The sequence below is a fragment of the Thauera sp. 2A1 genome, from assembly GCF_009469595.2.
Taxonomy (GTDB): Bacteria; Pseudomonadota; Gammaproteobacteria; order Burkholderiales; family Rhodocyclaceae; genus Thauera.
Genome location: NZ_SSXV01000012.1, coordinates 41,541 through 66,906 on the forward strand (window position 1 = coordinate 41,541; position 25,366 = coordinate 66,906).

Annotated in this window: 28 protein-coding genes; 15 read left to right on the forward strand and 13 right to left on the reverse strand. The window is 68.7% G+C overall.

What is annotated here, in order from left to right; genetic code table 11:
• The first annotated feature begins 131 nt into the window (after positions 1-131).
• Positions 132-539 carry a nucleoside diphosphate kinase regulator gene (rnk, locus tag GH664_RS12455; RefSeq protein ID WP_153168403.1) on the forward strand — a complete coding sequence of 136 codons (408 nt, stop codon included), beginning with the start codon at positions 132-134 and terminating at the stop codon, positions 537-539.
• 34 nt (positions 540-573) lie between these two features.
• On the opposite strand, the gene murA is transcribed toward rnk, so the two are convergent.
• From murA to GH664_RS12505, 10 genes are read right to left on the reverse strand one after another with little or no spacing between them, the layout of a single operon-like run.
• Complete coding sequence (gene murA / locus GH664_RS12460) at positions 574-1,824, reverse strand: UDP-N-acetylglucosamine 1-carboxyvinyltransferase (protein ID WP_153168404.1); 1,251 nt, start codon at positions 1,822-1,824, stop codon at positions 574-576.
• A gap of 7 nt (positions 1,825-1,831) precedes the next feature.
• A complete protein-coding gene (locus tag GH664_RS12465; RefSeq protein ID WP_153168405.1) occupies positions 1,832-2,089 on the reverse strand; it encodes a BolA family protein in 258 nt (85 codons plus the stop codon).
• An 11-nt stretch (positions 2,090-2,100) separates the two neighbouring features.
• Positions 2,101-2,874, reverse strand: a complete 774-nt coding sequence (locus GH664_RS12470) for an ABC transporter permease (protein WP_194270400.1) — start codon at positions 2,872-2,874, stop codon at positions 2,101-2,103.
• Between the two features lie 40 nt (positions 2,875-2,914).
• Complete coding sequence (locus tag GH664_RS12475; RefSeq protein ID WP_153168407.1) at positions 2,915-3,814, reverse strand: ABC transporter ATP-binding protein; 900 nt, start codon at positions 3,812-3,814, stop codon at positions 2,915-2,917.
• Positions 3,811-4,107, reverse strand: coding sequence for a lipid asymmetry maintenance protein MlaB (locus tag GH664_RS12480; protein WP_153168408.1), 297 nt, complete (start codon positions 4,105-4,107; stop codon positions 3,811-3,813). The genes GH664_RS12475 and GH664_RS12480 overlap by 4 nt, the downstream gene beginning before the upstream one ends.
• A complete protein-coding gene (locus GH664_RS12485) occupies positions 4,104-4,730 on the reverse strand; it encodes a phospholipid-binding protein MlaC (protein WP_153168487.1) in 627 nt (208 codons plus the stop codon). The genes GH664_RS12480 and GH664_RS12485 overlap by 4 nt, the downstream gene beginning before the upstream one ends.
• A gap of 14 nt (positions 4,731-4,744) precedes the next feature.
• Complete coding sequence (locus GH664_RS12490) at positions 4,745-5,611, reverse strand: VacJ family lipoprotein (RefSeq protein ID WP_153168409.1); 867 nt, start codon at positions 5,609-5,611, stop codon at positions 4,745-4,747.
• A gap of 31 nt (positions 5,612-5,642) precedes the next feature.
• The gene (mlaD, locus tag GH664_RS12495) at positions 5,643-6,119 is read right to left on the reverse strand and encodes an outer membrane lipid asymmetry maintenance protein MlaD (protein ID WP_153168488.1); all 477 of its coding nucleotides are present in this window, start codon (positions 6,117-6,119) and stop codon (positions 5,643-5,645) included.
• Positions 6,119-6,910: a lipid asymmetry maintenance ABC transporter permease subunit MlaE gene (gene mlaE, locus GH664_RS12500; RefSeq protein WP_153168410.1), complete on the reverse strand. Its 792-nt coding sequence runs from the start codon at positions 6,908-6,910 to the stop codon at positions 6,119-6,121. Before mlaE ends, mlaD begins: the two co-directional genes overlap by 1 nt.
• A complete protein-coding gene (locus GH664_RS12505; RefSeq protein WP_153168411.1) occupies positions 6,907-7,728 on the reverse strand; it encodes an ABC transporter ATP-binding protein in 822 nt (273 codons plus the stop codon). The genes mlaE and GH664_RS12505 overlap by 4 nt, the downstream gene beginning before the upstream one ends.
• A 195-nt stretch (positions 7,729-7,923) precedes the next feature.
• On the opposite strand from GH664_RS12505, the gene GH664_RS12510 reads away from it, so the two are divergent.
• From GH664_RS12510 to GH664_RS12550, 9 genes are all read left to right on the forward strand, one after another.
• Entirely contained in the window at positions 7,924-9,621 is a 1,698-nt protein-coding gene (locus tag GH664_RS12510) for a pilus (MSHA type) biogenesis protein MshL (protein WP_153168412.1), read from the forward strand.
• Positions 9,622-9,640: 19 nt separating this feature from the next.
• A complete protein-coding gene (locus GH664_RS12515; RefSeq protein ID WP_153168413.1) occupies positions 9,641-11,446 on the forward strand; it encodes a GspE/PulE family protein in 1,806 nt (601 codons plus the stop codon).
• 17 nt (positions 11,447-11,463) lie between these two features.
• Entirely contained in the window at positions 11,464-12,657 is a 1,194-nt protein-coding gene (locus tag GH664_RS12520) for a type II secretion system F family protein (RefSeq protein ID WP_228111489.1), read from the forward strand.
• Positions 12,658-12,660: 3 nt separating this feature from the next.
• Complete coding sequence (locus GH664_RS12525) at positions 12,661-14,115, forward strand: hypothetical protein (protein ID WP_153168414.1); 1,455 nt, start codon at positions 12,661-12,663, stop codon at positions 14,113-14,115.
• Positions 14,112-14,804 carry a hypothetical protein gene (locus tag GH664_RS12530; RefSeq protein ID WP_153168415.1) on the forward strand — a complete coding sequence of 231 codons (693 nt, stop codon included), beginning with the start codon at positions 14,112-14,114 and terminating at the stop codon, positions 14,802-14,804. The genes GH664_RS12525 and GH664_RS12530 overlap by 4 nt, the downstream gene beginning before the upstream one ends.
• Complete coding sequence (locus GH664_RS12535; protein WP_153168416.1) at positions 14,801-15,244, forward strand: hypothetical protein; 444 nt, start codon at positions 14,801-14,803, stop codon at positions 15,242-15,244. Before GH664_RS12530 ends, GH664_RS12535 begins: the two co-directional genes overlap by 4 nt.
• Positions 15,241-16,488 carry a hypothetical protein gene (locus tag GH664_RS12540; RefSeq protein ID WP_228111490.1) on the forward strand — a complete coding sequence of 416 codons (1,248 nt, stop codon included), beginning with the start codon at positions 15,241-15,243 and terminating at the stop codon, positions 16,486-16,488. The genes GH664_RS12535 and GH664_RS12540 overlap by 4 nt, the downstream gene beginning before the upstream one ends.
• The gene (locus GH664_RS12545; protein ID WP_153168417.1) at positions 16,476-17,174 is read left to right on the forward strand and encodes a type II secretion system protein; all 699 of its coding nucleotides are present in this window, start codon (positions 16,476-16,478) and stop codon (positions 17,172-17,174) included. Before GH664_RS12540 ends, GH664_RS12545 begins: the two co-directional genes overlap by 13 nt.
• Before the next feature lie 71 nt (positions 17,175-17,245).
• The gene (locus GH664_RS12550) at positions 17,246-17,896 is read left to right on the forward strand and encodes a prepilin-type N-terminal cleavage/methylation domain-containing protein (protein WP_153168418.1); all 651 of its coding nucleotides are present in this window, start codon (positions 17,246-17,248) and stop codon (positions 17,894-17,896) included.
• 12 nt (positions 17,897-17,908) lie between these two features.
• On the opposite strand, the gene GH664_RS12555 is transcribed toward GH664_RS12550, so the two are convergent.
• On the reverse strand, positions 17,909-19,879 hold the full coding sequence (locus GH664_RS12555) for a cation:proton antiporter (RefSeq protein WP_153168419.1): 1,971 nt from the start codon (positions 19,877-19,879) through the stop codon (positions 17,909-17,911).
• Between the two features lie 138 nt (positions 19,880-20,017).
• Between GH664_RS12555 and GH664_RS12560 the strand changes: the two genes are divergently transcribed.
• The 5 genes from GH664_RS12560 (at position 20,018) to GH664_RS12580 (ending at position 23,912) form a co-directional block, all read left to right on the forward strand.
• Positions 20,018-21,007, forward strand: coding sequence for an SIS domain-containing protein (locus GH664_RS12560; RefSeq protein WP_153168420.1), 990 nt, complete (start codon positions 20,018-20,020; stop codon positions 21,005-21,007).
• A 62-nt stretch (positions 21,008-21,069) separates the two neighbouring features.
• Entirely contained in the window at positions 21,070-21,654 is a 585-nt protein-coding gene (gene lptC / locus GH664_RS12565) for an LPS export ABC transporter periplasmic protein LptC (RefSeq protein ID WP_153168421.1), read from the forward strand.
• Positions 21,651-22,238, forward strand: coding sequence for a lipopolysaccharide transport periplasmic protein LptA (lptA, locus tag GH664_RS12570; RefSeq protein ID WP_153168422.1), 588 nt, complete (start codon positions 21,651-21,653; stop codon positions 22,236-22,238). Before lptC ends, lptA begins: the two co-directional genes overlap by 4 nt.
• Before the next feature lie 43 nt (positions 22,239-22,281).
• Positions 22,282-23,058, forward strand: a complete 777-nt coding sequence (locus GH664_RS12575; RefSeq protein WP_153168423.1) for an enoyl-CoA hydratase — start codon at positions 22,282-22,284, stop codon at positions 23,056-23,058.
• Positions 23,059-23,348: 290 nt separating this feature from the next.
• Positions 23,349-23,912, forward strand: coding sequence for a phasin family protein (locus GH664_RS12580; protein WP_153168424.1), 564 nt, complete (start codon positions 23,349-23,351; stop codon positions 23,910-23,912).
• 72 nt (positions 23,913-23,984) lie between these two features.
• Here GH664_RS12580 and GH664_RS12585 read toward each other — a convergent pair whose 3' ends face one another.
• Complete coding sequence (locus tag GH664_RS12585; protein ID WP_153168425.1) at positions 23,985-24,761, reverse strand: 1-acyl-sn-glycerol-3-phosphate acyltransferase; 777 nt, start codon at positions 24,759-24,761, stop codon at positions 23,985-23,987.
• 49 nt (positions 24,762-24,810) lie between these two features.
• Complete coding sequence (gene gmhB, locus GH664_RS12590; RefSeq protein WP_153168426.1) at positions 24,811-25,353, reverse strand: D-glycero-beta-D-manno-heptose 1,7-bisphosphate 7-phosphatase; 543 nt, start codon at positions 25,351-25,353, stop codon at positions 24,811-24,813.
• Positions 25,354-25,366: the final 13 nt, after the last annotated feature.

The window sequence follows — 25,366 nt, forward strand, 5'->3', positions numbered from 1 at the left end:
GGGCCGCCATTGTAACCCGGCGGCGCTTCTGTTAGCCTCGCGACCGGTTGGCTGGACCGCCCCGCGGCGGTTCAGCCATTTCTTTTTTTGTGTCACGCGCGCGCGAACACGCGCGGAAGCCGGAGTACCCCATGAAACCGTCGATCATCGTCTCGTCAACCGACCTCGAGCGCCTCGAGGGACTGCTTTCCCTTCCCGCCTTCCGCAGCCGCAGCGATCTCGACGGCCTGCGCGACGAGCTCGAGCGCGCCGACGTGCGCGAACCGGCGGACATGCCGCCGGACGTCATCACGATGAACAGCCGCGCCCGCTTCCTGGAACAGAACACCAGCCGCGAATATGAGCTGACGCTCGCCTATCCCAAGGATGCGCGCGCCGAGGAAGGCCGCGTCTCGATCTTTTCGCCCGCAGGCAGCGCGCTGCTGGGCCTGTCGGCCGGCCAGATCATCGACTGGAAGACGCCGGACGGCAACGCGATCCGGCTGCAGGTGCTGGCAGTGACGTGGCAGCCGGAAGCGAACGGGCGCTTCGAGCTCTGAAGGCGGGCGCCAGCCCGCGTGCTTCGAGGCCGGATCAGCGCAGACGGCGCACCTTCGCGCCGAGCGCGACGAGCTTTTCCTCCAGCCGCTCATAGCCGCGATCGAGGTGATAGATGCGCTCGATCACCGTCTCGCCCTGTGCAACCAGGCCCGCCACGACCAAGCTGGCCGAAGCGCGCAGGTCGGTCGCCATCACCGTGGCGCCTTCCAGCTTGGCGACCCCCTGGACCATCGCGGTGTTGCCGTCGATGCGGATGTCCGCTCCCAGGCGCTGCAGTTCGACCGCGTGCATGAAGCGGTTCTCGAAGATCGTCTCGCGGATCATCGCCACGCCGTTGGCCACGCAGTTGATGGCCATGAACTGCGCCTGCATGTCGGTCGGGAAGGCCGGATAGGGCGCGGTGCGCAGGCTCACCGCATTGAGGCGCGCGGGCGCCTTGAGGCGGATCGCATCGCGCTCGGACACCACCTCGCAGCCCGCATCCATGAGCTTGTCGACGACTGCATCCAGATAGCTCGTCGCCGTACCCGTCAGCCGCAGCTCCCCACCGGTGGCCGCCGCGGCGCACAGGTAGGTGCCGGTCTCGATGCGATCGGGCATGATGCGGTGCGTCGCGCCATGCAGCCGCTCCACGCCGCGGATGCGCATCACATCGGTCCCGGCGCCGGAGATCTGCGCCCCCATCGACACCAGGCAGTTCGCCAGGTCGACCACCTCGGGCTCGCGCGCGGCGTTCTCGATCACCGTCTCGCCATCGGCCAGGCAGGCGGCCATCATCAGGTTCTCGGTGCCGGTCACCGTCACCATGTCGGTGAACAGGCGCGCGCCCTTCAGGCGCGGCACGGCGGCGTGCACATAGCCGTGCTCGACCCGCACGTCGGCACCCATCGCCTGCAGGCCCTTGATGTGCTGGTCAACCGGCCGCGCGCCAATCGCGCAGCCACCCGGCAGGGACACCTTCGCCTCGCCGCAGCGCGCCACCAGCGGGCCGAGCACGAGGATGGAGGCGCGCATGGTCTTGACCATCTCATAGGGCGCGACCGGATTGTTCAGCTCGCCCGCGTCCAGCGTCACGACGTCGCCATCGCGCACGACCTTGACGCCCATCTGCGCCAGCAGCTTGAGCAGCGTGCCGATGTCGTTCAACTGCGGCACGTTGGTGAAGGTCACCGGCTCGCGCGTCAGCAGGGCGGCGCACAGGATGGGCAGCGCGGCGTTCTTGGCACCGGAAATGGCGATCTCGCCAGACAGGCGGGCACCGCCTTCGATCAGGAGTTTGTCCATGCGGCGCTCACATTCCCAGTTCGCCGCGACCCGTTTCCCACTGCGCGGGCGTGAAGGTCTGCAACTGCAGGGCATGGATCTCGTTGCCCATGAGGGCGCCCAGGGTAGCGTACACCGCCTGGTGCTGACGCACACGAGGCTTGCCCTCGAAGGCCTTGCTGACGACGATGCCGGTGAAATGCACGCCGTCGTCGCCCTCGATGGCGACGAAATCGCAGGACATGCCCTGCTCGATGAGACGCTTGATCTCGCTTGCTTGATACATGACGAATTCCTTTACGAACGCAGCTTGTAGCCGCGGCCGAGCATGGCCAGGGTCAGCGCGGCGAGCAGCACGAAGCAGGCTCCGACCACGCCCAGCGACAGCCAGGGCGAAGTGTCGGACTGGCCGAAGAAGCCATAGCGGAAACCATCGATCATGAAGAAGAACGGGTTGAAGTGCGACACGTTCTGCCAGATCGGCGGCAGTGAATGGATGGAGTAGAACACGCCCGACAGCATCGTCAGCGGCATGATCAGGAAGTTCTGGAACGCCGCAAGCTGATCGAACTTGTCTGCCCAGATGCCGGCGATGACGCCGAACGAGCCGAGGATGACGCCGCCCATCAGGGCGAAGGCCAGCACCCACAGCGGGTTGGCGATCGGCAGGTCGACGAAGGGCAGCGACACCAGCAGCACGCCCAGGCCGACGAAAAGCCCGCGCAGCGTCGATGCGATCACGTAGGCCGCGTAGAACTCGCGGTAGGACAGCGGCGGCAGCAGCACGAAGATGATGTTGCCGGTGATCTTGCTCTGGATCAGCGAAGACGAACTGTTGGCAAAGGCGTTCTGCAGCACCGACATCATCACCAGGCCGGGGACCAGGAAGGCGGTGTAGGCGACATCACCATACACAGTGACGTGGCGGTCCAGCACATGGGAGAAGATCAGCAGGTACAGCACTGCGTTGAGCACCGGCGCCGCCACCGTCTGGAAGGCGACTTTCCAGAAGCGCAGCACTTCCTTGTACAACAGGGTGCGAAAGCCGGTGAACGGCGAATCCACCGGCATCGGCTCGATGCGCGGCGCCGACTGCGCACGGGCTTGCGAATCAAGCACGATTCATCACCTCCACGAAGACGCGCTCGAGGTCCGGCTCGCCCAGTTGCATCTCGACCAGGCCGGCGTCAGCCTCGCGCAGCCGTGCGAGCACCGGTTCGACGTCCTGGTAATTGTCGAACGCGAACTCCGCCCAGCCTCCGTCCTCGTCCACCACGCCGCCGAGCGCGAGGGCAGTCTCGGGGCGCTGCAGCCGCACGCGCAGGCTGTGCTTGGCGAAGCGCCGCAGCAGGTTGCCGGTGGTGTCGAGCGCGACGACGCGACCGCCCTTCAACATGGCGATACGACCGCACAGCGTTTCGGCTTCTTCCAGGTAATGCGTGGTCAGCACGATCGTGTGGCCATCGCGGTTGAGCTTGCGGATGAAATGCCACAAGCCCTGGCGCAGCTCGACGTCCACGCCGGCGGTCGGCTCATCGAGCACGATCACCGGCGGCCGGTGCACCAGCGCCTGCGCCACCAGCACGCGCCGCTTCATGCCGCCCGACAGCGCACGCATGTTGGCGTTGGCCTTGCCGGTGAGATCGAGGCTGGCGAGGATCTCGTCGATCCAGTCGTCGTTGCTGCGGATGCCGAAATAGCCCGACTGGATGCGCAGCAGCTCGCGCACCGAAAAGAAGGGGTCGAACACCAGTTCCTGCGGCACCACACCCAGGTTGCGCCGTGCATTGCGGTAGTCGGTGACGACGTCGTGCCCCATCACCTCGAGCGTGCCGCCATCGGGCCGCACGATGCCGGCAAGCGAGGAGATCAGCGTGGTCTTGCCCGCACCGTTGGGGCCGAGCAGGCCGAAGAACTCGCCCTGTGCGATCTCGAGATCGACACCGCCGAGCGCCTTCAGCGCGCCGTAATTCTTGGTGACCTGCCGGATGCGTATCGCCGGGATACTCATTGAGCGCTCGCTCCGGAAAGCGACAACAGGGTGTCGACGTCATACAGCGCAGCCAGGCTCGCCAGCCCGGCCGGCAGCGCGCGCAAGCTGACGCCATGGCCGGCGGCACGCGCGGTCCGCAACCAGTCGAGCAGCAGCGCCAGCGCCGCCGAATCGGCCTCGGTGACGGCGGAGAAATCGACCACCAGGTCGGCTTCGGCCGCACGCCGCCGTCCGACTTCGAGCATGGCAGGGGCTGTCAGCATGGTCAGCGCGCCTTCCAGCCGCAGCACTTCACCCACGCCAGCGTTCATTTGCGCGCCTGCTCCGACTCCAGCGACCGGTTCTTGTCCTCGATCGAACGGATCAGGCCGTCGATGCCACCGCTGCGCACCTCCTGCGAGAAGCTGCTGCGGTAGTTCGTCACCAGGCTGACACCGGCGACGACGACGTCGAACACCTTCCAGCCCTTGTCCGACTTCTCCAGCATGTAGTCGATGCCGATCGGCTGGGCCCCCGCCTGGCGCACTTCGGTGCGGATCTGCACGCGGGTGTCGGTGTCGGCGATGCGGTTCGGCTTGAAGTCGATCACCTGATCGCGGTACTGGGTGAGGGCGTTCGAATAGGTGCGCACCAGCAGGGTGCGAAAGGCTTCGGTGAGCCTGGCCTGCTGCGCCGGCGTCGCGTCGCGCCAGTCGCGGCCCACCGCGAGCATGGTCATGCGGCGAAAGTCGAAGTGCGGCAGCACCTTCGCGTCAACGAGCTGGATCACGCGGTGCGTGTCGCCCGCCTGGATCGCCTTGTCGGCGCGCACGATGGCCAGCACCTCGTTGGTGACGTCGCGCACCAGCACATCGGGTGCGATCACGTCGGCCGCCATCGCGGCCGGGGCAATCAGGGCAAGACAGGTACAGAAGAAGGCAAGAAGGCGTTTCATGGCGTTGAGCATGTTCATTTCGATTCGTCGGCAGGGCTGCGCAAGGCCAGCTTCGCCCCGCCACTGCCCAGGAGTTCAAGATTCTCGACCGCCCGGCTGGCTGCCGTATCGACGCCGCTGCCGAGCGGCGCAGCCGAGGCGCCGTTGAAATCTTCGTACACCCGCGGCGGCGCACCGTCGAAAACCTTGTAACGGCGTTGTTCAAGATAGAAGTCGCGCACGTAGGCGTACTTGTCGATCGTGCCTTCTTCCAGCGTCTTCTCGGTGCCGAGCGCGCGCCAGCGCTCGTGCGTGACGCGCACCGCGGTGACCGTGTTACGCGTCGGGATGTGGCTCGAATTCCATGCGGCATTGGCCGCCATGTCCGCCGGGAAGGCGGCGGCGTCGCGGATCGTGCGCGGACCGAAGATGGGCAGGACGAAATACGCGCCTTCGCCCACGCCCCAGCGACCCAGGGTCTGGCCCAGATCCTCGTCGTGCTTGGGCAGGCCGGCTTCGGTGGCGACATCGAGCAGGCCAAGCAGGCCGAAGGTCGAATTGACCATGAAGCGCATCATGTCGCTGAGACCGTCGGCGACCTTGCCCTGCAGCAGGTTGTTCAACGCGATCCAGGGATCCCCCAGGTTGCCGAACACGTTGCCGATCGCCGTGTGCACCGGCGTGGGAAGGACCGCGTCGTAGACCTCGGCCACCGGCTTCAGCACGACCTTGTCGACCTGCTCGTTGAAGCTGAACATCGCCCGGTTGTATCCCTCGAGCGGATCGTCAGGATTGCGCGGCGTGCTGGCGCATGCGCCCAGCAACAGCGTGGATGCCAGCAGCGGCAGCAGACGACGACCAAGGCTGGAGCGGCCCGGAACGGCAAGCGTGTTGTTCTTCATGGACGAATCTCCCGCGACGACCTGAGCGGTCTTACTTCGACGCTGGCGCCGGCGTTTCCGCGGCACGGTTGAACATGAACTGGCTGATCAGCTTCTCGAGCACGACGGCCGACTGCGTCATCGCCACGGTCTCGCCGTTGCTCAGCATCTCGACGTCGCCGCCGGCTTCGAGGCCGACATATTGCTCGCCGAGCAGGCCCGAGGTCAGGATCGTGGCAATGGTATCGCGCGGAAACGGGTACTGGCGCTCGAGCTCGAGCCGCACCACGGCACGGTAGCGCTGCGCATCGAAGCGGATGCCGGCGACACGACCGACGACGACGCCCGCACTCTTCACCGGCGCGCGCACCTTGAGGCCGCCGATGTTGTCGAACGGCGCCTCGACGACATAGGTGGGCACGCTGTTCAAGCCGGAAAAATTGCCGACTTTCATCGCCAGAAAGATCAGCGCGGCACAGCCCAGCGCGACAAAGAAGCCGACCCAAAGGTCTAGCGTGGCACGACTCATCATTGACCCCGGAACATGAAAGAGGTGAGCACGAAATCCAGCGCCAGAATGGCCAGCGCCGACGTCACCACGGTACGCGTGATGGCACGGGAAACGCCCTCGGCGGTCGGGCTGCAATCGTAGCCTTCGAACACTGCGATCAGCGACACGGCAATCCCGAAGACCACCGACTTGATCACGCCGTTCATCACGTCGTAGCGAAAATCCACCGCCGCCTGCATCTGCGACCAGAACGCGCCGTCGTCTACGCCGATCACCACGACGCCGATCAGCCAGCCGCCGAACACGCCCATCGCCGAGAACAGCGCGGCCAGCAGCGGCATGGAGATCACGCCGCCCCAGAAGCGCGGCGCGACCACGCGGGCGATGGGATTGACCGCCATCATGTCCATCGCCTTCAACTGCTCGGTGGCCTTCATCAAGCCGATTTCGGCGGTAACCGCCGAACCCGCACGGCTGGCGAACAGCAGGCCGGCAACCACCGGTCCCAGTTCGCGCGTCAGCGACAGCGCCACCAGGACGCCCAGCGCCTCCGACGAACCGTAACGCTGCAATGTTTCATAGCCTTGCAAGCCGAGCACCAGACCGACGAACAGTCCCGAGACGATAATGATCAGCAGCGACAGCACGCCGCTGAAATAGATCTCGCGCACGGTCAGGTGCAGCCGGCGCAGCGACTGACCGGAGTACATCAGCACCGCAGCGAAGAAGCGCATCGCGAAGCCGAGGCGCCAGATGCCGTCGACGGTCATCGCGCCGACGCGCCGCAGCATGCCGAGCCCCCCCTTCATGGGCGCACCTCCTGCAGCAGGCTGTCGATCGGCGGCGCCGGATAGTGGAAGGCCACCGGCCCGTCCGCCTCGGCATGCACGAACTGATGCACGAAGGGGTCGCTCGAGGCGCGGATCTCGTCCGGCGTCCCCTGCGCGACGATGCGCCCTTCCGACACGAAATAGATGTAATCGACGATCAGCAGGGACTCATGCACGTCGTGCGTGACCATGATCGAGCTGGCACCGAGCGCGTCGTTGAGGCGGCGGATCAACTGGCCGACGATGCCGAGCGAGATCGGATCGAGGCCGGCGAAGGGCTCGTCGTACATGATCAGCATCGGATCGAGCGCCACTGCGCGCGCCAGCGCCACGCGGCGCGCCATGCCGCCGGAGAGCTCCGCCGGCTTCAGCGCATGGGCGCCGCGCAGGCCGACCGCCTGCAACTTCATCATCACCAGGTCACGAATCATCCCCGGCGGCAGGTCGGTGTGCTCGCGCAGCGGGAAGGCGACGTTGTCGAACACCGTCATGTCGGTAAACAGCGCCCCGAACTGGAACAGCATGCCCATGCGCCGGCGCAGCGCGTAGAGCTCTCGCCGCGGCATGTGCGCCAGCTCGCGCCCTTCGACCTCGACCGCACCGGAACTCGCCCGCAACTGCCCGCCGATCAGCCGCAGCAAGGTGGTCTTGCCGCAGCCGCTGCCGCCCATGATGGCCACCACCTGGCCGCGATGCACGGTCAGGTCGATGCCGCGCAGCACCTCACGCTCGCCATAGGCGAAGCGCGCGTCGCGCAGCGAGACGACAGGAGAAGGATCGACCAGAGAAATCGACACGAGAAAATTTCAACCAATTCCGAACCCGGCAGTTTAGCAGACGACAGATGCGATCCCGGGACAGTGTTGCACCGCGGCAACGCGCCGCGCGACGCTCCCGATCAAATTACAGTTGCATGAAAATGAAAATAGCATATCCTCTCGCTGCCGATCGCGGCATTTTATGCAAAAACCATTTCCTAGTCCGCACCCTCCATGGCAGCTTTCCGCCCCGCCCTGCCGCTCGCCGCCGCCCTGCTCGCGGGCTGCGCGCAGGCACCGGTCTCGGTGCCGCATGCAGGTCATCTGGCAGCGCCCGCCACGGTCCCGCCGTCGCAGTCACTCGACAACGGGCGTGCGACCGTGCCCGGGCTGACGCCGCCACTCCCAGCCCCGCCTCAAGCTTCGCTGCCATCCTCACTCCAGGCCACGCCACCAGCGCCAACGTATTCGGTGACGGTACGCAACGTGCCGGTGGAGCAGTTGCTGTTCGCCATCGCCCGTGATGCCAATCTGGACATCGACCTGCATCAGGGCCTGGCCGGCAATGTCACGCTGAATGCGGTGAACCAGGCCCTGCCCGACCTGCTGGCACGGATCGCACGCCAGGCCCGCCTGCGCATCGAAGTGGACGGCCGCCAGGTCAGCGTCCGGCCCGACACGCCTTTCCTGCGCAGCTACCAGCTCGACTACGTCAACCTCACCCGCACGATGAGCGGCACCGTCGCCACCAGCACGCAGATCGCCACCAGCGGCTCGGCGACGACGCGACAGGCAAGCAGTGGAGGCAACAGCGGGGGCAATGCCTCCGTCACCCAGATCGAGACGCGCTCGGTGAACCAGTTCTGGGAATCGGTGGCTTCCGACATCCGCGCCATCCTCGACGAGGACGGCGGCGGCCGGCGCGGCGATGCGGCCGACGATCGCCGGCTGCTCGTAAACCGCGAAACCGGCGTGCTGATGGTACGCGCCAGCGGTCACCAGCACGACAACATCCGCGCCTACCTCGACCAGGTGCAGGTGGCCTCGCGCCGGCAGGTGATGATCGAGGCCACCATCGTAGAAGTGACCCTCGCCGACGGCTATCGCCAGGGCATCGACTGGACCCGCCTCGGCGCGCCGGGCTGGAGCGTGCGACCGCGCGGCAGCAACGACGCCGGGGGCGGCATACCGACGCTGAGCTACCTGTCCGGCCAGCTCGATGTGCGCCTCGAGCTGCTCGAGACCTTCGGCACGGTCAAGGTGCTGTCCAGCCCGAGGCTGTCGGTGCTCAACAACCAGACCGCGATGCTCAAGGTGGTCGAGGAAGTCGTCTATTTCCTCGTCGATGCCTCGACCACCCAGTACGACGACAGCAAGCGCGAAAAGACCACCGCCACGACGACGCCGCAATCCGTGTCGGTCGGCATGGTGATGTCGGTCACCCCGCAGGTGAGCGCGAACGGCGACATCACGCTCAACGTGCGACCGACGATCTCGGGCATCTCGGGTTTCCGCGACGACCCGAACCCGTCGCTGGGCAGCATTCCCAACCGCGTGCCGCAGATCCGCACGCGCGAGATCGAGTCCGTGCTGCGTCTGCGCAGCGGCGAGATCGGCGTGCTCGGCGGATTGATGGAGGACAAGATCGACTACGACGGCGGACGCATCCCGCTGCTGGGTGACCTGCCGCTGCTGGGCGAAGCCGTCACCCGCCGTGAGAACGCGGTGCGACGCACCGAGCTGCTGATCTTCCTGCGCCCGCTGCTGATCGAGGACCCCAGCACCCGCGGCGATTACGCCGCCTACCGCAAGCGCCTGCCGGGCGGTGATTTTCTCGCCGCCAACCCCGCGCCCGGCGAGCGCAACTTCCCCCTGGCGCCGCTGCGGCCGCAACTGCCAGCGGCGCCTGCCACCACCATCCACGTTCCCTGACCCGCAGGCCTCGGCTGACATGAACATTCCGCATCTGCCTCCCCTCGCCTTCCTCCCGGCCGACACGCCCGCCGCAGCCGAGCCGCGCTTCGACTCGGCAGCACCGGATGTGCAGGTCGCCTCGCCCGCCGCCGGCGGGCGGATCGGGGAACAACTGTGCGCCGCCGGGCTCATTGGCAGCGACCAGTTGCGCATCGCCTTGCACGAGCAGCGCCACCACCATCGCCCCCTGGGCCGCCTGCTGGTCGAGCTCGGCTTCGTACAGGAATCAGCGCTGCGCGACGTGCTCGCCGCACGCGTCGGCCGGCCCTGCGTCGACCTCGCCGCCACGCTGCCGGCAGCCGAGGCGCTGGCGCTGCTGCCGCACGAGATCGCCCGCCGCCACCGCCTGCTGCCGCTGCACTTCGACAGTGGCGAGCGACGGCTGACGGTGGCGCTCGCCGACGCTGACGACATCGTCGCCCTCGACCGCCTGCGCAGCCATCTCGCCGCCGACATCTGCCTCGACCTGCGCGTGGCCGGTGAGTCCGAGCTGGTACAGGCCATCGACCAGCACTACGGCCGCGCAAGCTCGATCGACGACATCCTGCGCGAGATGGACGGCGCCCCCGGCGGCACGCCTGCCGAGCGTTTTCGCAGCTCCGCCCTGGGCCTGCAACCGGTGGTGAGGCTGGTCGATGCGCTCATCGCCGATGCCGTCGCGCAGGGCGCCTCGGACGTGCATTTCGAACCGGAGGCCGGCTTCCTGCGCGTGCGCTACCGCATCGACGGTCTGCTGCACCAGGTGCGCGCGCTGCACCGCGCGAGCTGGCCCGAGATGGCGGTGCGGCTGAAGGTCATGGCCGGGCTCGACATCGCCGAGACGCGTGCCCCGCAGGACGGCCGCATCGGCCTGGGGGTGGGCGGGCGGCCGATCGACCTGCGCATCGCCACCCAGCCCACGCTGCATGGCGAAAACATCGTGCTGCGCATCCTCGACCGCCAGAAAGGCATCGTGCCGCTGGCTGCGCTCGGCCTCGCCGACGACCAGCGCGCAGCGCTGCAGCGCATGCTGGCGCGGCCCGAAGGCCTGATCCTCGTCACCGGCCCCACCGGCAGCGGCAAGACCACCACGCTGTACTCGGTGCTGAACCACCTCAACACCGAAGAGGTGAACATCATGACCCTGGAGGATCCGGTCGAGTACCCGCTGCCCCTGGTGCGGCAGACGGCGGTCGGCGACGCCAGCCGGCTCGACTTTGCCGGCGGCGTGCGGGCGCTGCTGCGGCAGGACCCGGACATCATCCTGGTGGGCGAGATCCGCGACGCCGACACCGCGGAGATGGCCATCCGCGCTGCGCTCACCGGCCATCAGGTGTATGCGACCCTGCATGCCGGCTCGGCCGTGGCGGCGATTCCGCGGCTGATGGACATCGGCATCCGGCCGGAACTGCTGGTGGGCAACCTGATCGGCATCCTCGCCCAGCGCCTGGTCCGTCGCCTGTGCCCGCATTGCCGCGAGCCACACGTCGCCGAAGCCAGCGAGCGCCGTCGCCTCGGCCTGTCCGCCGCGGGGCCGGACACGATCATCCACCATCCGGTCGGCTGCGCGGCTTGCGGCTTCCGCGGCTATCGGGGCCGCATCGCGATCATGGAACTGCTGTGCATGGATGCGACGCTCGACGACCTGGTGGCGCGACGCGCCAGCCCGCAGGCCATGCTCGCCCAGGCACGCGGCAACGGTTTCCTGACGCTCGCCCAGGACGGCGTGCGCCGCGTGCTCGAGGGCACGACCTCGCTGCAGGAACTCGCCCGCGTCGTCGCGCTAGACGCGCGCGCGGCCTGATCGCAGGACACGCCGCCATGCGCTATCGCTACCGCGCCATGCAGCCGGACGGGCACACCGTGCGCGGAGAACTGGAGGCCGACGATGTCAATGAACTCGAGCGCCGGCTGGCCGAACGCAGCCTCAGCCTCATCAACGGTGAGCCGGCGCGCGAGCCACTGTGGCGCTCGCGCATTCCGCGCCGCGAGCTCGTGCACCTGTGCTTCCAGCTCGAGCAACTGTTGAGCGCCGGCATCCCCGTGGTCGAAAGCCTCGGCGAACTGCGCGACACCGTCCAGCACGCGCGCCTGCGCGACATCGTCGGCGCCATGCTGGCGGACATCGCCGCCGGCAGGCCGCTGTCCGAGGCCGCCGCGCGCCACCCCGCCGCCTTCGATGCGGTATTCGTCAGCCTGCTGCGCGCCGGTGAACAAGCCGGCACGCTGCCAGAGGCCATCCGCGACATCGGCAGCGCGATCGCGCGCGATGACGAACTCGCCACCCATGCCCGACGTGTGGCGATCTACCCCGCCATCGTCGGCAGTCTGCTCGGTGTCGCGGTGGTCGTCGCCCTCACGCATGTTGTGCCTGAACTGGAAAAGCTGTTCCGCACCGCCGGGCAGACGCTGCCACTGCAGACGCGCGTGCTGCTGTGGCTGTCGCATGCGCTGGCGGCCTGGGGATGGTTGCTGGTGGCCGCCGCGGGCACCGCGGCGATCGGGCTGCGCATGGCGATTGCCCGCTCGAGCACGCTGCGACTGCGCCGCGACGTCCTGCTGCTGCGCCTGCCTCTCGTCGGCGAGCTGCGGCGCAAACTTGCGCTGGCCCGCTTCGCCGCGCTGTTCGCCACCCTGTACGCGGCCGGCATCAACGTCATCGACGCGCTCAGGAGCAGCCAGGACATCACCGGCAACCTGGCGCTGCGCGACGGCCTGCGCGCGGCCACGCAGCGCATCGAGCAGGGCCAGACGATCTCGCAGGCGTTCACCGCAACCGGCCTGTTCCCGCCGCTGGTGACGCGCATGTTGCGCGTCGGCGAGCAGACCGGCGCGCTCGATCGCGCGCTCGACAACATGTCCGGCTTCTACCGCCGCGAGGTGAGCGAATCCATCTCCCGCCTGCAGGCCGCGCTCGAGCCGGCCCTCACCGTGACCATGGGCGCACTGCTGCTGTGGGTGGCCAGCGCGGTGCTGGGGCCCATCTACGACATCCTGACCCATCTTCCCGTCTGAGCGATGAGCACCTCTCCCTACCTGCTGCGCGTGGACGAGCATGGCCTGCTGGCCTGTCATATCGACAAGCGCGGCAACGCGCTCGCGCCGGCGTGCCGCTTCGCGGCCGGTGACGTCGCGGGCTTTGCCGCCTGGCTCGCACGCCAGCCAGGGGGATGCCGCTGCCGGCTGGTGTTCGACCTCGCCGGCGAGCAGATCGAAGTCGAGTCGCTCCCGCGGGCGCGTGGCGCCGACCGCCGTGCGCTGCTCGCGAGGCGCCTCGCCGCCCATTTCGGTCGCTCTCCCGTCGCCTGGACCCATGCGCTCGGGCGCAAAACGGACTCGCCGCACCAGGAGGACGTCGTGCTGCACGGCCTCACCTCGAGCGGGGCGCTGCAGCCCTGGCTGGATGTGCTCAAGGACAAGGGCGCACGGCTCGAGGCGCTTGCCTCGGCGACCTCGCTGACGGCCCATTTCGCACCGCGCGCGCTGCGCCTCGACGGCAACCTGCTGCTCGTCTGCCTCGGCCGCAACGGCATGCGTCTGAGCCAGGTCGAACGGGGTGTCGCCCATTTCACCCGGCTGGTGGGCCACCTCCACGCGCTCGACGACGAGGCCCTGCACGAGATCTCGCGCACGCGCACTTACCTGGGGACGCGGCCCCGCGCAGGCGAGGCACGACTGCAGGTGGTCGTGCTCGATGGCGTCGCTGCGCGGGATCCTGTACCCGACCCCGCGGACGGCATCCGCCGCATCGCCGCCGTGTCCCTGTTCCCCGACGGCCCGGGCCCGATCGCGCCCGATGCCGACCTGATCGAGGCGGCCCACCTGCGCTGGCTTGCGCAGATGCCGCGCTCACTCAGCTTCGGCACGAGTTCGTCGCAGGTGTCGCTCGCGGGCGGGGCGCTGCCACGCCTGCTGCCCCACGCCACCGCGCTCGCCACGACGGCCGCCCTGGCTTTCGCGGCCATGCGCTGGGCCGACGCCGCGGCGCTGGAACGCGAGGCGGCAGCGGTCGAAGCCCGCATCGCGTCGCAACGCGCCGAACTGAGCCGGTTCAAGGACGCGCGCGCCGCACTCCCCGCCAAGGCAGAGGAATTGCTCGCCGTCATCGCGCATATTGAGCGGGAACAGGCCCGTCAGCTTCCACCGGCCGCACTGTTCGCACGCCTCGGCGCAGCGCTGGACGCGGTGTCGGGCCTCGAGCTCGATCAGCTTTCGTGGTCACCGCCGCCTGAGGGTGCGCCAGGCGCAACCGTCACGATGAATCTGCGCCCGGCCGATGACGGCGATTCGGCGTCGCTCGCCGAAACCGATGTCGCCGTGGAGGCACTCGCACAAGCCCTGGCGCAGCGAGGTGGGCGCGCGTTCGAGCGCGCATCACCGGCACAAGCGGGCAACGACGGCTACGAAGGCGGCGGCCGGCGGCGGCCGACGGCGACGCTTCGCTTCCGCTTCGACGCGGAGGAGCAGCAATGAAGTCTGCCGCTGCCCTGCCTGCCGCGCTCGCTACGCGGCTGCCCGATCTGTCCGCCCGAGGCCCGCTGCTCGTGCCGGCGTTGTGCGCGCTGGCGCTCGGCACCGGCCTGGGCGTCGCGTGGCTCGCCGGCACTGCGTTGGCCGACGCCACTCGCCGGCTCGAACAGGCACACGCGCTGCAGCGGCGCAGCAGCGCCGAGCTCGACGCGGCACGCGTGCTCGACGCACGCCTTGCCACCGTGCTGCCGCAATACCAGCGCATGGAACAGCGCGGCGCCGTCGGCCGGGCTGGCGAAGCCGCCCTCTCCGACCCAATCCTGAGGACCCTCGCCGGCACCCCGCTACCCGCCCCGGCGCAGGCGCGCCAGGGGATCAAGCTCCGGCTCTCACCGCCGCGCGTGGTCACCGACGCCGCCAATACAGCCCCATCCGACGGCCGCGCGGCAGGCCTGCATGTCGTCGGCCGCTCGCTGCAGTTTGACGCGATGCTGCGCCACGAAGGCGAATTGCTGGCCCTGCTCGCCCGGCTGGAAGCGGAGCGCGGTCCGCTGATGCTGACGCGCGGCTGCCGCCTCGACCGCCTCGACCGTCTGACCCCTGCCCTGCGCGAGGCGCGCGCGCCGACCTTGCGTGCGAGCTGCCAGGTCGATGCCCTGACCATCGTGCGCGCGGCGGAGGCAGCGCAGTGAAGCCCCGCCCGATCGCCGTTCCCGCCTTCGCGGCAGCCGCCTGCGCGGCTGTCAGCCTGCTTGCGCCCCCGGCGCAGGCCGATGCCTTCGGCCGCATGTTCCACACCCCGGCGCAGCGCGAGGCGCTCGAGCGGGAGCTCCCCTCCGAGCCACACGCCACGCCCGCGCCACCACCACCGGCGCCGCCGGCACCTTCGGCGCCGCTGCGCATCGACGGCATCCTGCGCCCGGGCGCGGGCCGCGACACGGTGTGGATCAACGGCGAGATGATGGCGGTACCGCCGGGACTTCACCTCCCACGCGGTGATCAGCGTGCGTTGATCCCGGAGGCCGATCCGCGCCAGCGCCTGAGGGTGGGCGACACCTGGCCCGCAGGCGCGACAGGCATCCATGCGGCCGCGTCCCATCCACAGCCGCCCACCGCGACGAAGGCACCATGATTCTTCGCCGCCACGAGTCGCAGATGCGTCCGCAGCAGGCTCGCCGCCTCCAGCGCGGCAGCGGCGTGATGGCGGTGCTGCTGATCGTCGCCCTGCTCGGCGCCGCCGGCCTCCTGGCGCAGGGCGACCTCGCCGCAATGGCGCGGACCCGCGCCCAGGCGCGGAGCATCCAGGCGCTGGCGCAGGCCCGCGCCGCGCTGATCGGCTACGCGGTCAGCTATGCGGAGAGCCATCCCGGCGAAGCCTACGGCTACCTGCCCTGCCCCGACGCCAGCAACACCGGCTCGACACCGCTCGGCGCCTGCGGCGCGCGCGACCTCGGCAGTCTCGGGCGCCTGCCCTACCGTACGCTGGGCCTCGCCGATCTGCGCGATGGCTGGGGGCAATGCCTGTGGTACGCCGTCGCCGGCAGCGTCAAGCACAACCCCAAGCCACTCGCGCTGAACTGGGACAGCCTGGGCCAGCTTCGCCCACTCACCCAGGAAGGTACTCCGCTGTCCGATGACGACCGAGTGGTGGCGGCAATCTTCGCACCCGGCACGCCGCTGCCGCGCCAGGCGCGGCCCGCGAGCAGCGGCCCGCGCTGCCCCGGCAGCGACAACGCTGCGGCGGACGCCCCTCAATTCCTGGATACCGCCTATGCAACGAGCTTCGCCGGCAAGCTCGATGTCGTCCAGGGCACGGCGGCAAGCACATCCAGCAACGACCTCATCGCCTGGATCACCGTGGACGACCTCTTCGGCGCCCTGCGCCGCCGCGCCGACTTCGCCCCCTATCTCGGCGCCGTGATCGCCACCGCTGCATCAGCGTTGGCGACACGACTGGGCGACACCGGGTTCATCGCGGATCGCACCACGCTCGTCGGCGCACTGCGCGTCGGCCCCTTGCCGCCCGCTGCAGAACTCGGCCTCACGGCAGACCACCGCGACGCGCACGACAACTGGCGCGACCATTTCCGTTTCGCCGCCTGCGCCGACGGCAGCGCCTGCATCGTCGTCGCCCGCAGCGACGCGGCAGGCACGGCTGCGTGCCGCGCAGCATTGCTGTTCGGCGGCGAACGCATCCGCAGCGGCAGCCAGCGCCAGCAGCGCCTCAGCGCTGCCGAGCGCGCGGACGCGGCGCAGTACTTCGAAAACGGCAATGCCGACAACCTGCTGGCGGGCGTGCCGGCCTTCACCGGCGCGCAAGATTTCGTGCCTTCGCCCGCCCTCGCAACCAGGGACATCGTCCGATGCCTGAACTGAAATCCGACTCGACACCGCGTCGGCGCAGCCGCCACGCCGGCTTCACGCTCGCCGAGCTGGCCGTCGTGCTGGTCATCCTCGGCCTTCTGACCGGCAGCATGCTGGTGCCGCTCGGCGCGCGACTGGAAGCGCGCGACCGCCAGCGCACCGCCGACATGCTGCGCGACATCGAGCAAGCGCTCACCGGCTTCGCCATCGTGCATGGCCGACTGCCGTGCCCGAGCACCGAACCCGACCCGGCCAGTCCGCAGTACGGCCTGGAAGATCCCGCCCCGTGCAACCTCTCGATCGAAGGCCGCCTGCCCTGGCGCACGCTCGGCATGCCCGCGCAGGACGCCTGGGGTTCGGCGCGCCAGAGTGCCGGCGACGACTGGGCCGGACACTGGCGCTACCGCGTCGATGCCGCCTTCGTCGCCGGTGCGGTAGGCGCCGGCACCACGCCGGTTTCCAACCTGCAGATCCGCGCCGACGACGGCAGCGCCATCACCACGCTGAGCAACTCGCAGGCGGTCGCGATCGTGCTGTCGACCGGCCCGAACCGCCGCCCCGACGGCCACAACGCCAGCTATTCCGCAAGCGCGCCGCTGTACGAGAGCGGTGAACCGTCGGCTGCGTTCGACGACCTGCTGGTGTGGATCGGCCGCCCGCTGCTGGTCGCGCGCCTGGCCCAGGCCGGGCGCCTGTGAAGCGGCACATCGCCATGGCGCGGCCCGCGTCCGCCCCGAACACCCCTTTTCCAACCAAGAGGAGTCGCTTCATGAATACGCGTCAGAACGGTTTCACCCTGGTCGAAATCGCCGTCGTGCTCGTCATCGTCGGGCTGCTGCTGGGCGGCGTGCTGAAGGGCCAGGAGCTGATCGACAGCGCGAAGGTCAAGAACCTGGCGCAGGATTTCCGTACCACGCCGATGCTGATCCACGCCTATCAGGACAAGTTCCGCGCCCTGCCCGGCGACGACCGTCGCGCTGTGGCGCACCTTTGCCCGTCCGGCGTGAGCGATTGCACGACGGCGGGCAATGGCGACGGCGTGCTCGGCGGCCGCTGGGACGACGACGATGGCAGCGAGGCGGCGCGCTTCTGGCAGCAGGTGCGCCTTGCCAACCTCGCCAGCGGCCCGACCGACACCGGTGATCCCGCCTACATCCCGCGCAATGCGGAAGGCGGCCGCATCGGCATCCAGCGCGGCGGCAGCGGCGCACCGCTCGGTCTCGCCGGCAGCCACGTCATCTGCTCGGCGAGCATCCGGGGCAAGCTCGCACGGCAACTGGACCTCGCGCTCGATGACGGCAACCCGGCAAGCGGCGCGCTGCGTGCTGGCTCCACCGGTGAGGACGGCGCCTTGACACTGATCTCGGACGCCAACCCGCTGGTCGACGGCAACAGCCACACGGTGTGCCTGAGCCTCTGAACGCCGGCGCCTTCAGCCGCCCTGCAGCAGGCGCTGCTCGGCGGCTTCCAGCCCCACCGGCAGCCCCAGCAGCACGAGCACATCGCCCTCCTCGATCGCACTGTCCGGCGCCGGTGTCGGCATGCGCACGCCGTGGCGGCGGATGGTGGTGACGATGACGCCCAACTCGTCGAACTGCAGGTCGCCGAGCACCTTGCCGATCGCACGCGCGCCAGGCGGAACCGTCACCGAATGCAGCCGCTGCTGGGCGGCATCAGGGCCGTCGGCCGCGTCGCTGGCGCCATGGAAGAAGCCGCGCATCAGCGAATAGCGCTGGTTGCGGATGTCGCGGATGCGGCGGATGACGCGGTTCAGCGGCACCCCGATCAGCGCCAGCGCATGCGAGGCGAGCATGATGCTGCCCTCGAAGGCTTCCGGCACCACCTCCGCGGCGCCGGCGTCGAGCAGCTTCTCCATGTCGCGCTCGTCGCCCGCACGCACGACGATGGGCACGCCCGGTCGCAGGGACTGCGCATGATGGATGACGCGCAGCGCCGCCTCCACCTCGGCGAAGGACACCACCAGCGCGCTGGCGCGCAGGATGCCGGCAGCGATCAGCGTCTCGCGCCGCGCCGCGTCGCCGAACACCACGGTGTCGCCCGCCGCGCCGGCCTCGCGCACGCGCTCCGGGTCGAGGTCCAGCGCCACGTAGCTGACGTTCTCCTGCTCCAGGAAGCGCGCCATGTACTGGCCACTACGCCCGTAACCGCAGATGATGATGTGCTTCTCGGTGCCAAGCGACGTGGCCGCCACCCGGGTCAGCTCCATCGAGCGCATCAGCCATTCCGACGCCACGAAGCGCAGCACCAGCTTGTCGCTGAACTGCACGATGAGTGGCGCCAGCAGCATCGACAGCACCAGCGCCGCCACCGCCACCTGCGCCAGGCCGTGCGGCATCAGGTTCTGGCCCATCACTTCGGACAGCAGCACAAAGCCGAACTCGCCGCCCGCGCACAGCCACAGGCCGGAGCGCATCGCGGTGCTGGGCGGCGAACCGAAGGCGCGCGACGCGCCGAACACCACTGCGAACTTGAACGCGAGCATCGCGATCACCAGGCCGATCACCGCCGGCAGGTTGAGCAGGATCTCGGCGGCGTCGAGCAGCATGCCGACGGTGACGAAGAACAGGCCCAGCAGCACGTCACGGAAAGGCTTGATGTCCTCCTCCACCTGGTAGCGGTACTCGGTCTCCGAGATCAGCATGCCGGCGAGGAAGGCGCCCAGCGCGAGCGACAGCCCGAAGAACTCCGACATCCACGCCAGACCCAGCGTCATCAGCAGCACGTTGAGCATGAATAGCTCGCTCGACTTGCGCCTGGCAACCAGCGTGAACCACCAGCGCATCCAGCGCTGGCCCAAGCCCAGCACCAGGGTCAGCAGCACGATCGCCTTGAGCGACGCCAGCCCGAGCGTGAACAGCAGATCCCCGGCGGGCTGAGACAGCGCGGGCAGCAGGATCAGCAGCGGCACCACCGCGAGGTCCTGGAACAGCAGCACGCCGATGATCTCGCGGCCGTGCTTGCTGTCGAGCTCCATGCGGTCGGCCAGCAGCTTGGAAAGGATGGCGGTGGACGACATCGCCAGCGTGCCGCCGAGGGCGAAGCCGGCGGCCAGACCCAGCCCCATCAGGCGGCCGAGCAGCATCACCAGCAGGACGGTGCCGAGCACCTGCATCGCGCCCAGGCCGAACACGATGCGCTTCATCGCCACCAGGCGCGCAAGCGAGAACTCCAGACCGATGGAGAACATCAGGAACACCACGCCGAACTCGCCCAGATGGCTGGCGCCGTGTGAGGTCTGCATCAGATTCAGCGCGTGCGGCCCGCCGATCGCGCCGACCAGCAGGTAACCCAGCACCGCGGGCAGGTTCATGCTGCGGAACAGGGTCACCAGCACAACCGCGGCCGCCAGCAGGAGGAGCACGAATTCGAGCGTGTTGAGCATCGGAGGGTCGGTGGGGCAGCGCCCGGGCGCCCCGGCCGGGGCCCCGTCTGATATACAATCGCAGCCTCACGTCGGCGCCTGCTGCAGAGTGGCGCCCTTATGTCTGCGTCCTTGCACAAGTGTAACCGCTTCGAGTCGATGACCCCAATGCAACCCGCCCAGGACAACCGCGCAATCGCGCTCGCACGCCGCGTCTTGCAGATCGAGGCCGCGGCGGTGTCGGCGCTGGCCGATCGCCTGGGCAGCGAGTTCGTCGAGGCCGTCGACATGATCCACAAGCGCAGCGGCCGCGTCATCGTCACCGGCATCGGCAAGTCCGGTCACATCGCGCGCAAGCTCGCGGCGACGCTGGCCAGCACCGGTACGCCGGCCTACTTCGTGCATGCCGCCGAAGCGGCCCATGGCGACCTCGGCATGATCACGCCGGCCGATGTCGTGATCGCGCTGTCGAATTCCGGCACCAGCGAGGAAGTGCTCACCATCGTGCCGCTGGTCAAGCGCCAGGGCGCGCGCCTGATCTCGATGACCGGCAACCCGGAGTCGCCGCTGGCGCGCGAGGCCGACGTGCATCTCGATGCAGCGGTCAGCGAGGAGGCCTGCCCACTCAACCTGGCGCCCACCGCGAGCACCACCGCCGCACTGGCGCTGGGCGACGCGCTGGCCGTGGCCCTGCTCGATGCGCGCGGCTTCGGCGCCGAGGATTTCGCCCGCTCGCACCCGGGCGGCGCACTGGGCCGGCGCCTGCTGACCCACGTCAGCGACATCATGCGCGACAAGGCGCGCGTGCCCGCCATTGCGCCCGACGCGCCGCTGACCCAGGCGCTGCTCGCGATGACGGGCGGCGGCATGGGCATGACGGCGATCGTCGACGCCACCGGCCGCCCGGTCGGCATCTTCACCGACGGCGACCTGCGCCGCGCCCTGGAAAAGGGCTGCGACGTGCGCAGCGCAAGGCTGGCATCGGTGATGAGCGCCAACCCGCGCACCATCGGTCCCGACGCGCTGGCCGCAGAGGCCGCCGAGATGATGGAGCGGCTGCGCATCAGCCAGTTGCTGGTGGTCGATGAGGCCGGCGCCCTGGTCGGCGCGCTGACCACCCACGACCTGATGCTCGCCAAGGTGATCTGATGCGCCGTTCCTTGCACATCCGCGCAGGCCGCCTTGCGGCCGGCCGCTGACGGAGCCACGGCATGCAGGGCGCCTATCGGCTGTACCCGCTCATCGCGCTGACGGTCATCGCCGGTGCTTCGGTGTGGCTCGACCGCGTCACCCGCGACGAGGAAGTGCACGTCAGCACCGAGCCGCAGACAGGGCCTGATTTTGCCGCGATCCACACCCGCATCATCGGCTACGCGAGTGATGGCAGCCAGCGCTACGAGTTGCTCGCCGAGCGCCTCGAGCACATCCCGGCGGACGACACCACCCGCCTCGAACAGCCGCAACTCACCGTGTATCAACCGCAGTCGGGCACCGAATTCCATGTCAGCTCCGACCGCGCCAAGGTGTCGCCGGGCGGCGAACAGGTCGACATGGCGGGCAACGTGAGCGCCCGCCGCAGCCGCGCGCCCGACATGCCCGAGCTGACGCTCAAGTCCGAGGCGCTCACCGTGTGGCCCGACCCGCAGCGCGCCCGCACCGACCAGCCGGTGGTGCTCACCCAGGGCCAGACCGTCGCCAACGCGCTCGGCATGGAATCCGACAATCTCTTCGGCACGCTGAACCTGACGGGCCAGGTCAAGGTGCACATGCCCCGTCGCCAGGATCGATCCTCATGAAATCCGCCATCGCCCCGACCCTGCTCGCATGCTGTCTTCTGCTCCTCGCGCTCGCGGCCGGTCCGGCTGCCGCAGAGCGCGCCGACCGCAGCAAACCCGTCGACATCGAGGCCGACCGCATGTCGGTGGACGACCGCAACAAGGTCCATGTATTCGAAGGTTCGGTGGTGCTGACCCAGGGTACGCTCGTCATCAAGGGCGACAAGCTCGTCGTCACGCAGGGGCCGGACGGCTTCCAGAAAGGTGTCGCCACGGTCTCGGGCAACAAGCTCGCCACCTTCCGCCAGAAGCGCGACGGCAGCAACGAGTACATCGACGGCGAGGCCGAGCGCATCGAGTACGACAGCCGCACCGAGCAGGCCAGGCTGTTCCGCCGCGCGCGCGTCACCAGCGGCGGCGACGAGGTGCGCGGCAACTACATCGAATATGATTCCATGAGCGAAAACTATTTCGCCACCAACGCACCGGGCGCTGGTTCCGCGCCCAGCGCAGCGCCCGCCGCGGGCGGCGACGCGCGCGTGCGCGCCGTCATCCAGCCCAAGGGCGAAAACAAGCTCGAGACCAAGCCCGAAGCCAGCCGCTAGGCCCGGCCTTCCGGGCACCCACCACGCAGAACGAGGAGAACGCATGACCTACGAACTCATCATCGCCGAGACGCGCGGCCGCGTCGGTCTCATCACGTTGAACCGTCCCAAGGCGCTGAATGCGCTCAACGACCAGGTGGTCAACGAGATCACCGATGCGCTGAACGGCTTCGAGGCCGACGACGGCATCGGCGCGATCGTCATCACCGGATCGGAGAAGGCCTTCGCCGCCGGCGCCGACATCGGCGCAATGGCGTCGTTCTCGTACATGGACGCCTACAAGAACGAGTACATCACCCGCAACTGGGAGCGCGTGAAGACCTGCCGCAAGCCGGTCATCGCCGCCGTCGCCGGCTTTGCGCTGGGCGGCGGCAGCGAGCTGGCGATGATGTGCGACATCATCATCGCCGCCGACACCGCGAAGTTCGGCCAGCCGGAAGTCAAGCTCGGCACCCTGCCCGGCGCCGGCGGCACGCAGCGCCTGCCGCGCGCGGTGGGCAAGGCCAAGGCGATGGAGCTGTGCCTGACCGGCCGCATGATGGACGCCACCGAAGCGGAGCGCGCCGGCCTGGTCGCGCGCGTGGTGCCGGCCGACAAGCTGCTCGAAGAAGCGATGGCCACCGCAGAAACGATCGCCGGCTACTCACTGCCCATCGTCATGATGATCAAGGAGTCGATCAATCGCGCCTTCGAGAGCAGCCTCAATGAAGGCCTGCTGTTCGAACGCCGGGTGTTCCACGCCTCCTTTGCCACCAACGACCAGAAGGAAGGCATGGCCGCCTTCGTCGAGAAGCGCAAGGCGAACTTCCGCCACGACTGAGCCAGCCCGGGCGCGGTGGCAGCCTGCAGCCACCGCGCCGCCTCATCGGTCGGCGCCGCACCGTCAAGCGGCCGCAACATCCTCATGCCAGACTGGACCTTGCACGGTTTCCTGCCGCACAGCGATTGACCCGCTCAATCAGATCCGATTGTGCAATGCAGCAAATTTTTATTGACATGTCGGACCCCGCCTCTATAATCCAGATCATGCTGCAACGCAACATCGCAGCTATGCTGTGATCTAAGCGCCGTGCCAAACCCATTCAGACAGTCATCACCGAGGAAATCCACATGACCAACTTCGCCACCCCCGAGCAGTTCGCCGCCGCCAACAAGGCCAACATCGAAAACCTGCTGACCCTGGCCAACTCGGCCTTCGCCAGCGCCGAGCGCCTGGCCGCCCTGAACCTGAACACCGCCCGTTCGATCCTGGAAGACGGCGTGGCCAACACCAAGGCCATGCTCGCCGCCAAGGACGTGCAGGAGCTGCTGAACCTGCAAGCCTCGCTGGCCCAGCCGATCGTCGAGAAGGCTGTCGCCTACGCCCGCAGCGTGTATGAGATCACCTCGCAGAGCCAGGAAGAGCTGTCGAAGATGTTCGAAGCTCAAGTGGCCGAGCTGAACAAGGGTGTCGCCACCGCGCTGGACAAGGCTGCCAAGTCGGCTCCCGCCGGTTCGGACGTCGCCGTCGCCGCCGTCAAGTCGGCCATCGCCGCCGCCAACAGCGCCTACGACAGCATGAGCAAGGCTGCCAAGCAGGTCGCCGAGATCGCCGAAGCCAACGTGGCTGCCGCGACCAACGCCACCGTGAAGGCCGTGAGCACCGCCTCCAAGGCCCCGAAGAAGGCTGCCTGATCGGTTCCTGCCGAAGTCAGCAAAAAGCCCGCTCGATGAGCGGGCTTTTTTTCGTCCGTCGTTCCTGCGTCCTCAGCGATCGCCGTTCTCTGCGTCGGGCTCGGCCTCGACCGGCTCGCCGAAGGGCTGGCCGGCGTAGTGGTGCGGGAAGAGGCGGCGCATCTCGCCCTCGATCCAGGCTTCGGCGCGGGTGTTGATCTCCTCCACCTTCACGCCCTTGACCTCGATCAGCGGGCCGATGCTGACCACGATCTCGCCGGGCCACTTCAGGAAGGCGTTGCGACGCCAGAACTCGCCCGCGTTGTGCGCCACCGGCACCACCGGCACGCCGGCTCGCTTGGCAAGGAAGGCGCCGCCCGGCTTGTAGCGCCGCATCGCGCCGGGCGCCACACGCGTGCCTTCGGGAAACACCACCACCCACAGCCCTTCCTTCAGGCGAGCCCTGCCCTGCTCGATGACCTGGGCGAGCGCATCCTTGCCCGCGCCGCGGTCGATGGCGATGCCCGGAATCTGCGCCAGCGCCCAGCCGAAGAAGGGCACGCGCAGCAGCTCGCGCTTGAGCACGTAGCACAGCGGCGGAAAGATCTGCTGCAGTGCGATCGTCTCCCATGCCGACTGGTGCTTGGACAACACCACCGCCGGCCCGGCGGGAATGTTTTCGGCACCGAGCACCCTGTAGCGGATGCCGAGCACATGGCGGATCACCCACATCATGATCGGCACCCAGGAGGTGATGATGCGGTGGCGCGTCATCGGCGGCAGCCAGAAGATCAGCATCGCCACCAGCGCGTAGGGCACGGTGATGACGGCGAGGAGGATGGCGAACAGCACGGAACGGATCAGGTGCACTACGGCGTGCTCCGGGGAAAAGCAGGAGGGAGAAGCCAGACTCCGGCCGTCAGGCCGTCAGGTCGGCCACCACCGCGGCCAGGTCGTCGAAGATCAGCGTGCCCGGCGGCAGGTTGGGGTCGTCGCGCGTCTTCATGCCCTTGCCGGTCAGCACCAGGTAGGGCGCGCAGCCCACCGCGACGCCGGCCTGCAGGTCGCGCAGGCTGTCGCCAACACAGGGCACGCCGGCCAGGTCGACGTTGAAGCGCTCGCCGATCTGTCGCAGCAACCCCGGTTTGGGCTTGCGGCAATCACAGGGGGAGTCGGCCGCATGCGGGCAGAAGAAGATGGCGTCGAGACGGCCGCCGACCTGGGCGAGGCTCTTCACCATCTTCTCGTTGATCGCGTTCAGCGTGTCCATGCCGAACAGGCCGCGCCCCACGCCCGACTGATTCGATGCCAACACCACGCGCCAGCCCCACTGGTTCAGGCGCGCGATCGCCTCCAGCGAGCCGGGGATGGGCTTCCACTCGTCCGGCGACTTGATGAACAGATCCGAATCGACGTTGATCACGCCATCGCGGTCGAGAATGATGAGCTTCTTCGTCGGCATGGTCCTTCCCCGC

Coding starts and splice junctions, on each gene's coding strand:
- rnk (WP_153168403.1), top strand. CDS start 132: ATGAAACCGTCGATCATCGTCTCGTCAACCGACCTCGAGCGCCTCGAG.
- murA (WP_153168404.1), bottom strand. CDS start 1,824: ATGGACAAACTCCTGATCGAAGGCGGTGCCCGCCTGTCTGGCGAGATC.
- GH664_RS12465 (WP_153168405.1), bottom strand. CDS start 2,089: ATGTATCAAGCAAGCGAGATCAAGCGTCTCATCGAGCAGGGCATGTCC.
- GH664_RS12470 (WP_194270400.1), bottom strand. CDS start 2,874: ATGCCGGTGGATTCGCCGTTCACCGGCTTTCGCACCCTGTTGTACAAG.
- GH664_RS12475 (WP_153168407.1), bottom strand. CDS start 3,814: ATGAGTATCCCGGCGATACGCATCCGGCAGGTCACCAAGAATTACGGC.
- GH664_RS12480 (WP_153168408.1), bottom strand. CDS start 4,107: ATGAACGCTGGCGTGGGTGAAGTGCTGCGGCTGGAAGGCGCGCTGACC.
- GH664_RS12485 (WP_153168487.1), bottom strand. CDS start 4,730: ATGAAACGCCTTCTTGCCTTCTTCTGTACCTGTCTTGCCCTGATTGCC.
- GH664_RS12490 (WP_153168409.1), bottom strand. CDS start 5,611: ATGAAGAACAACACGCTTGCCGTTCCGGGCCGCTCCAGCCTTGGTCGT.
- mlaD (WP_153168488.1), bottom strand. CDS start 6,119: ATGAGTCGTGCCACGCTAGACCTTTGGGTCGGCTTCTTTGTCGCGCTG.
- mlaE (WP_153168410.1), bottom strand. CDS start 6,910: ATGAAGGGGGGGCTCGGCATGCTGCGGCGCGTCGGCGCGATGACCGTC.
- GH664_RS12510 (WP_153168412.1), top strand. CDS start 7,924: ATGGCAGCTTTCCGCCCCGCCCTGCCGCTCGCCGCCGCCCTGCTCGCG.
- GH664_RS12515 (WP_153168413.1), top strand. CDS start 9,641: ATGAACATTCCGCATCTGCCTCCCCTCGCCTTCCTCCCGGCCGACACG.
- GH664_RS12520 (WP_228111489.1), top strand. CDS start 11,464: ATGCGCTATCGCTACCGCGCCATGCAGCCGGACGGGCACACCGTGCGC.
- GH664_RS12525 (WP_153168414.1), top strand. CDS start 12,661: ATGAGCACCTCTCCCTACCTGCTGCGCGTGGACGAGCATGGCCTGCTG.
- GH664_RS12530 (WP_153168415.1), top strand. CDS start 14,112: ATGAAGTCTGCCGCTGCCCTGCCTGCCGCGCTCGCTACGCGGCTGCCC.
- GH664_RS12540 (WP_228111490.1), top strand. CDS start 15,241: ATGATTCTTCGCCGCCACGAGTCGCAGATGCGTCCGCAGCAGGCTCGC.
- GH664_RS12545 (WP_153168417.1), top strand. CDS start 16,476: ATGCCTGAACTGAAATCCGACTCGACACCGCGTCGGCGCAGCCGCCAC.
- GH664_RS12550 (WP_153168418.1), top strand. CDS start 17,246: ATGAATACGCGTCAGAACGGTTTCACCCTGGTCGAAATCGCCGTCGTG.
- GH664_RS12555 (WP_153168419.1), bottom strand. CDS start 19,879: ATGCTCAACACGCTCGAATTCGTGCTCCTCCTGCTGGCGGCCGCGGTT.
- GH664_RS12560 (WP_153168420.1), top strand. CDS start 20,018: ATGACCCCAATGCAACCCGCCCAGGACAACCGCGCAATCGCGCTCGCA.
- lptC (WP_153168421.1), top strand. CDS start 21,070: ATGCAGGGCGCCTATCGGCTGTACCCGCTCATCGCGCTGACGGTCATC.
- lptA (WP_153168422.1), top strand. CDS start 21,651: ATGAAATCCGCCATCGCCCCGACCCTGCTCGCATGCTGTCTTCTGCTC.
- GH664_RS12575 (WP_153168423.1), top strand. CDS start 22,282: ATGACCTACGAACTCATCATCGCCGAGACGCGCGGCCGCGTCGGTCTC.
- GH664_RS12580 (WP_153168424.1), top strand. CDS start 23,349: ATGACCAACTTCGCCACCCCCGAGCAGTTCGCCGCCGCCAACAAGGCC.
- gmhB (WP_153168426.1), bottom strand. CDS start 25,353: ATGCCGACGAAGAAGCTCATCATTCTCGACCGCGATGGCGTGATCAAC.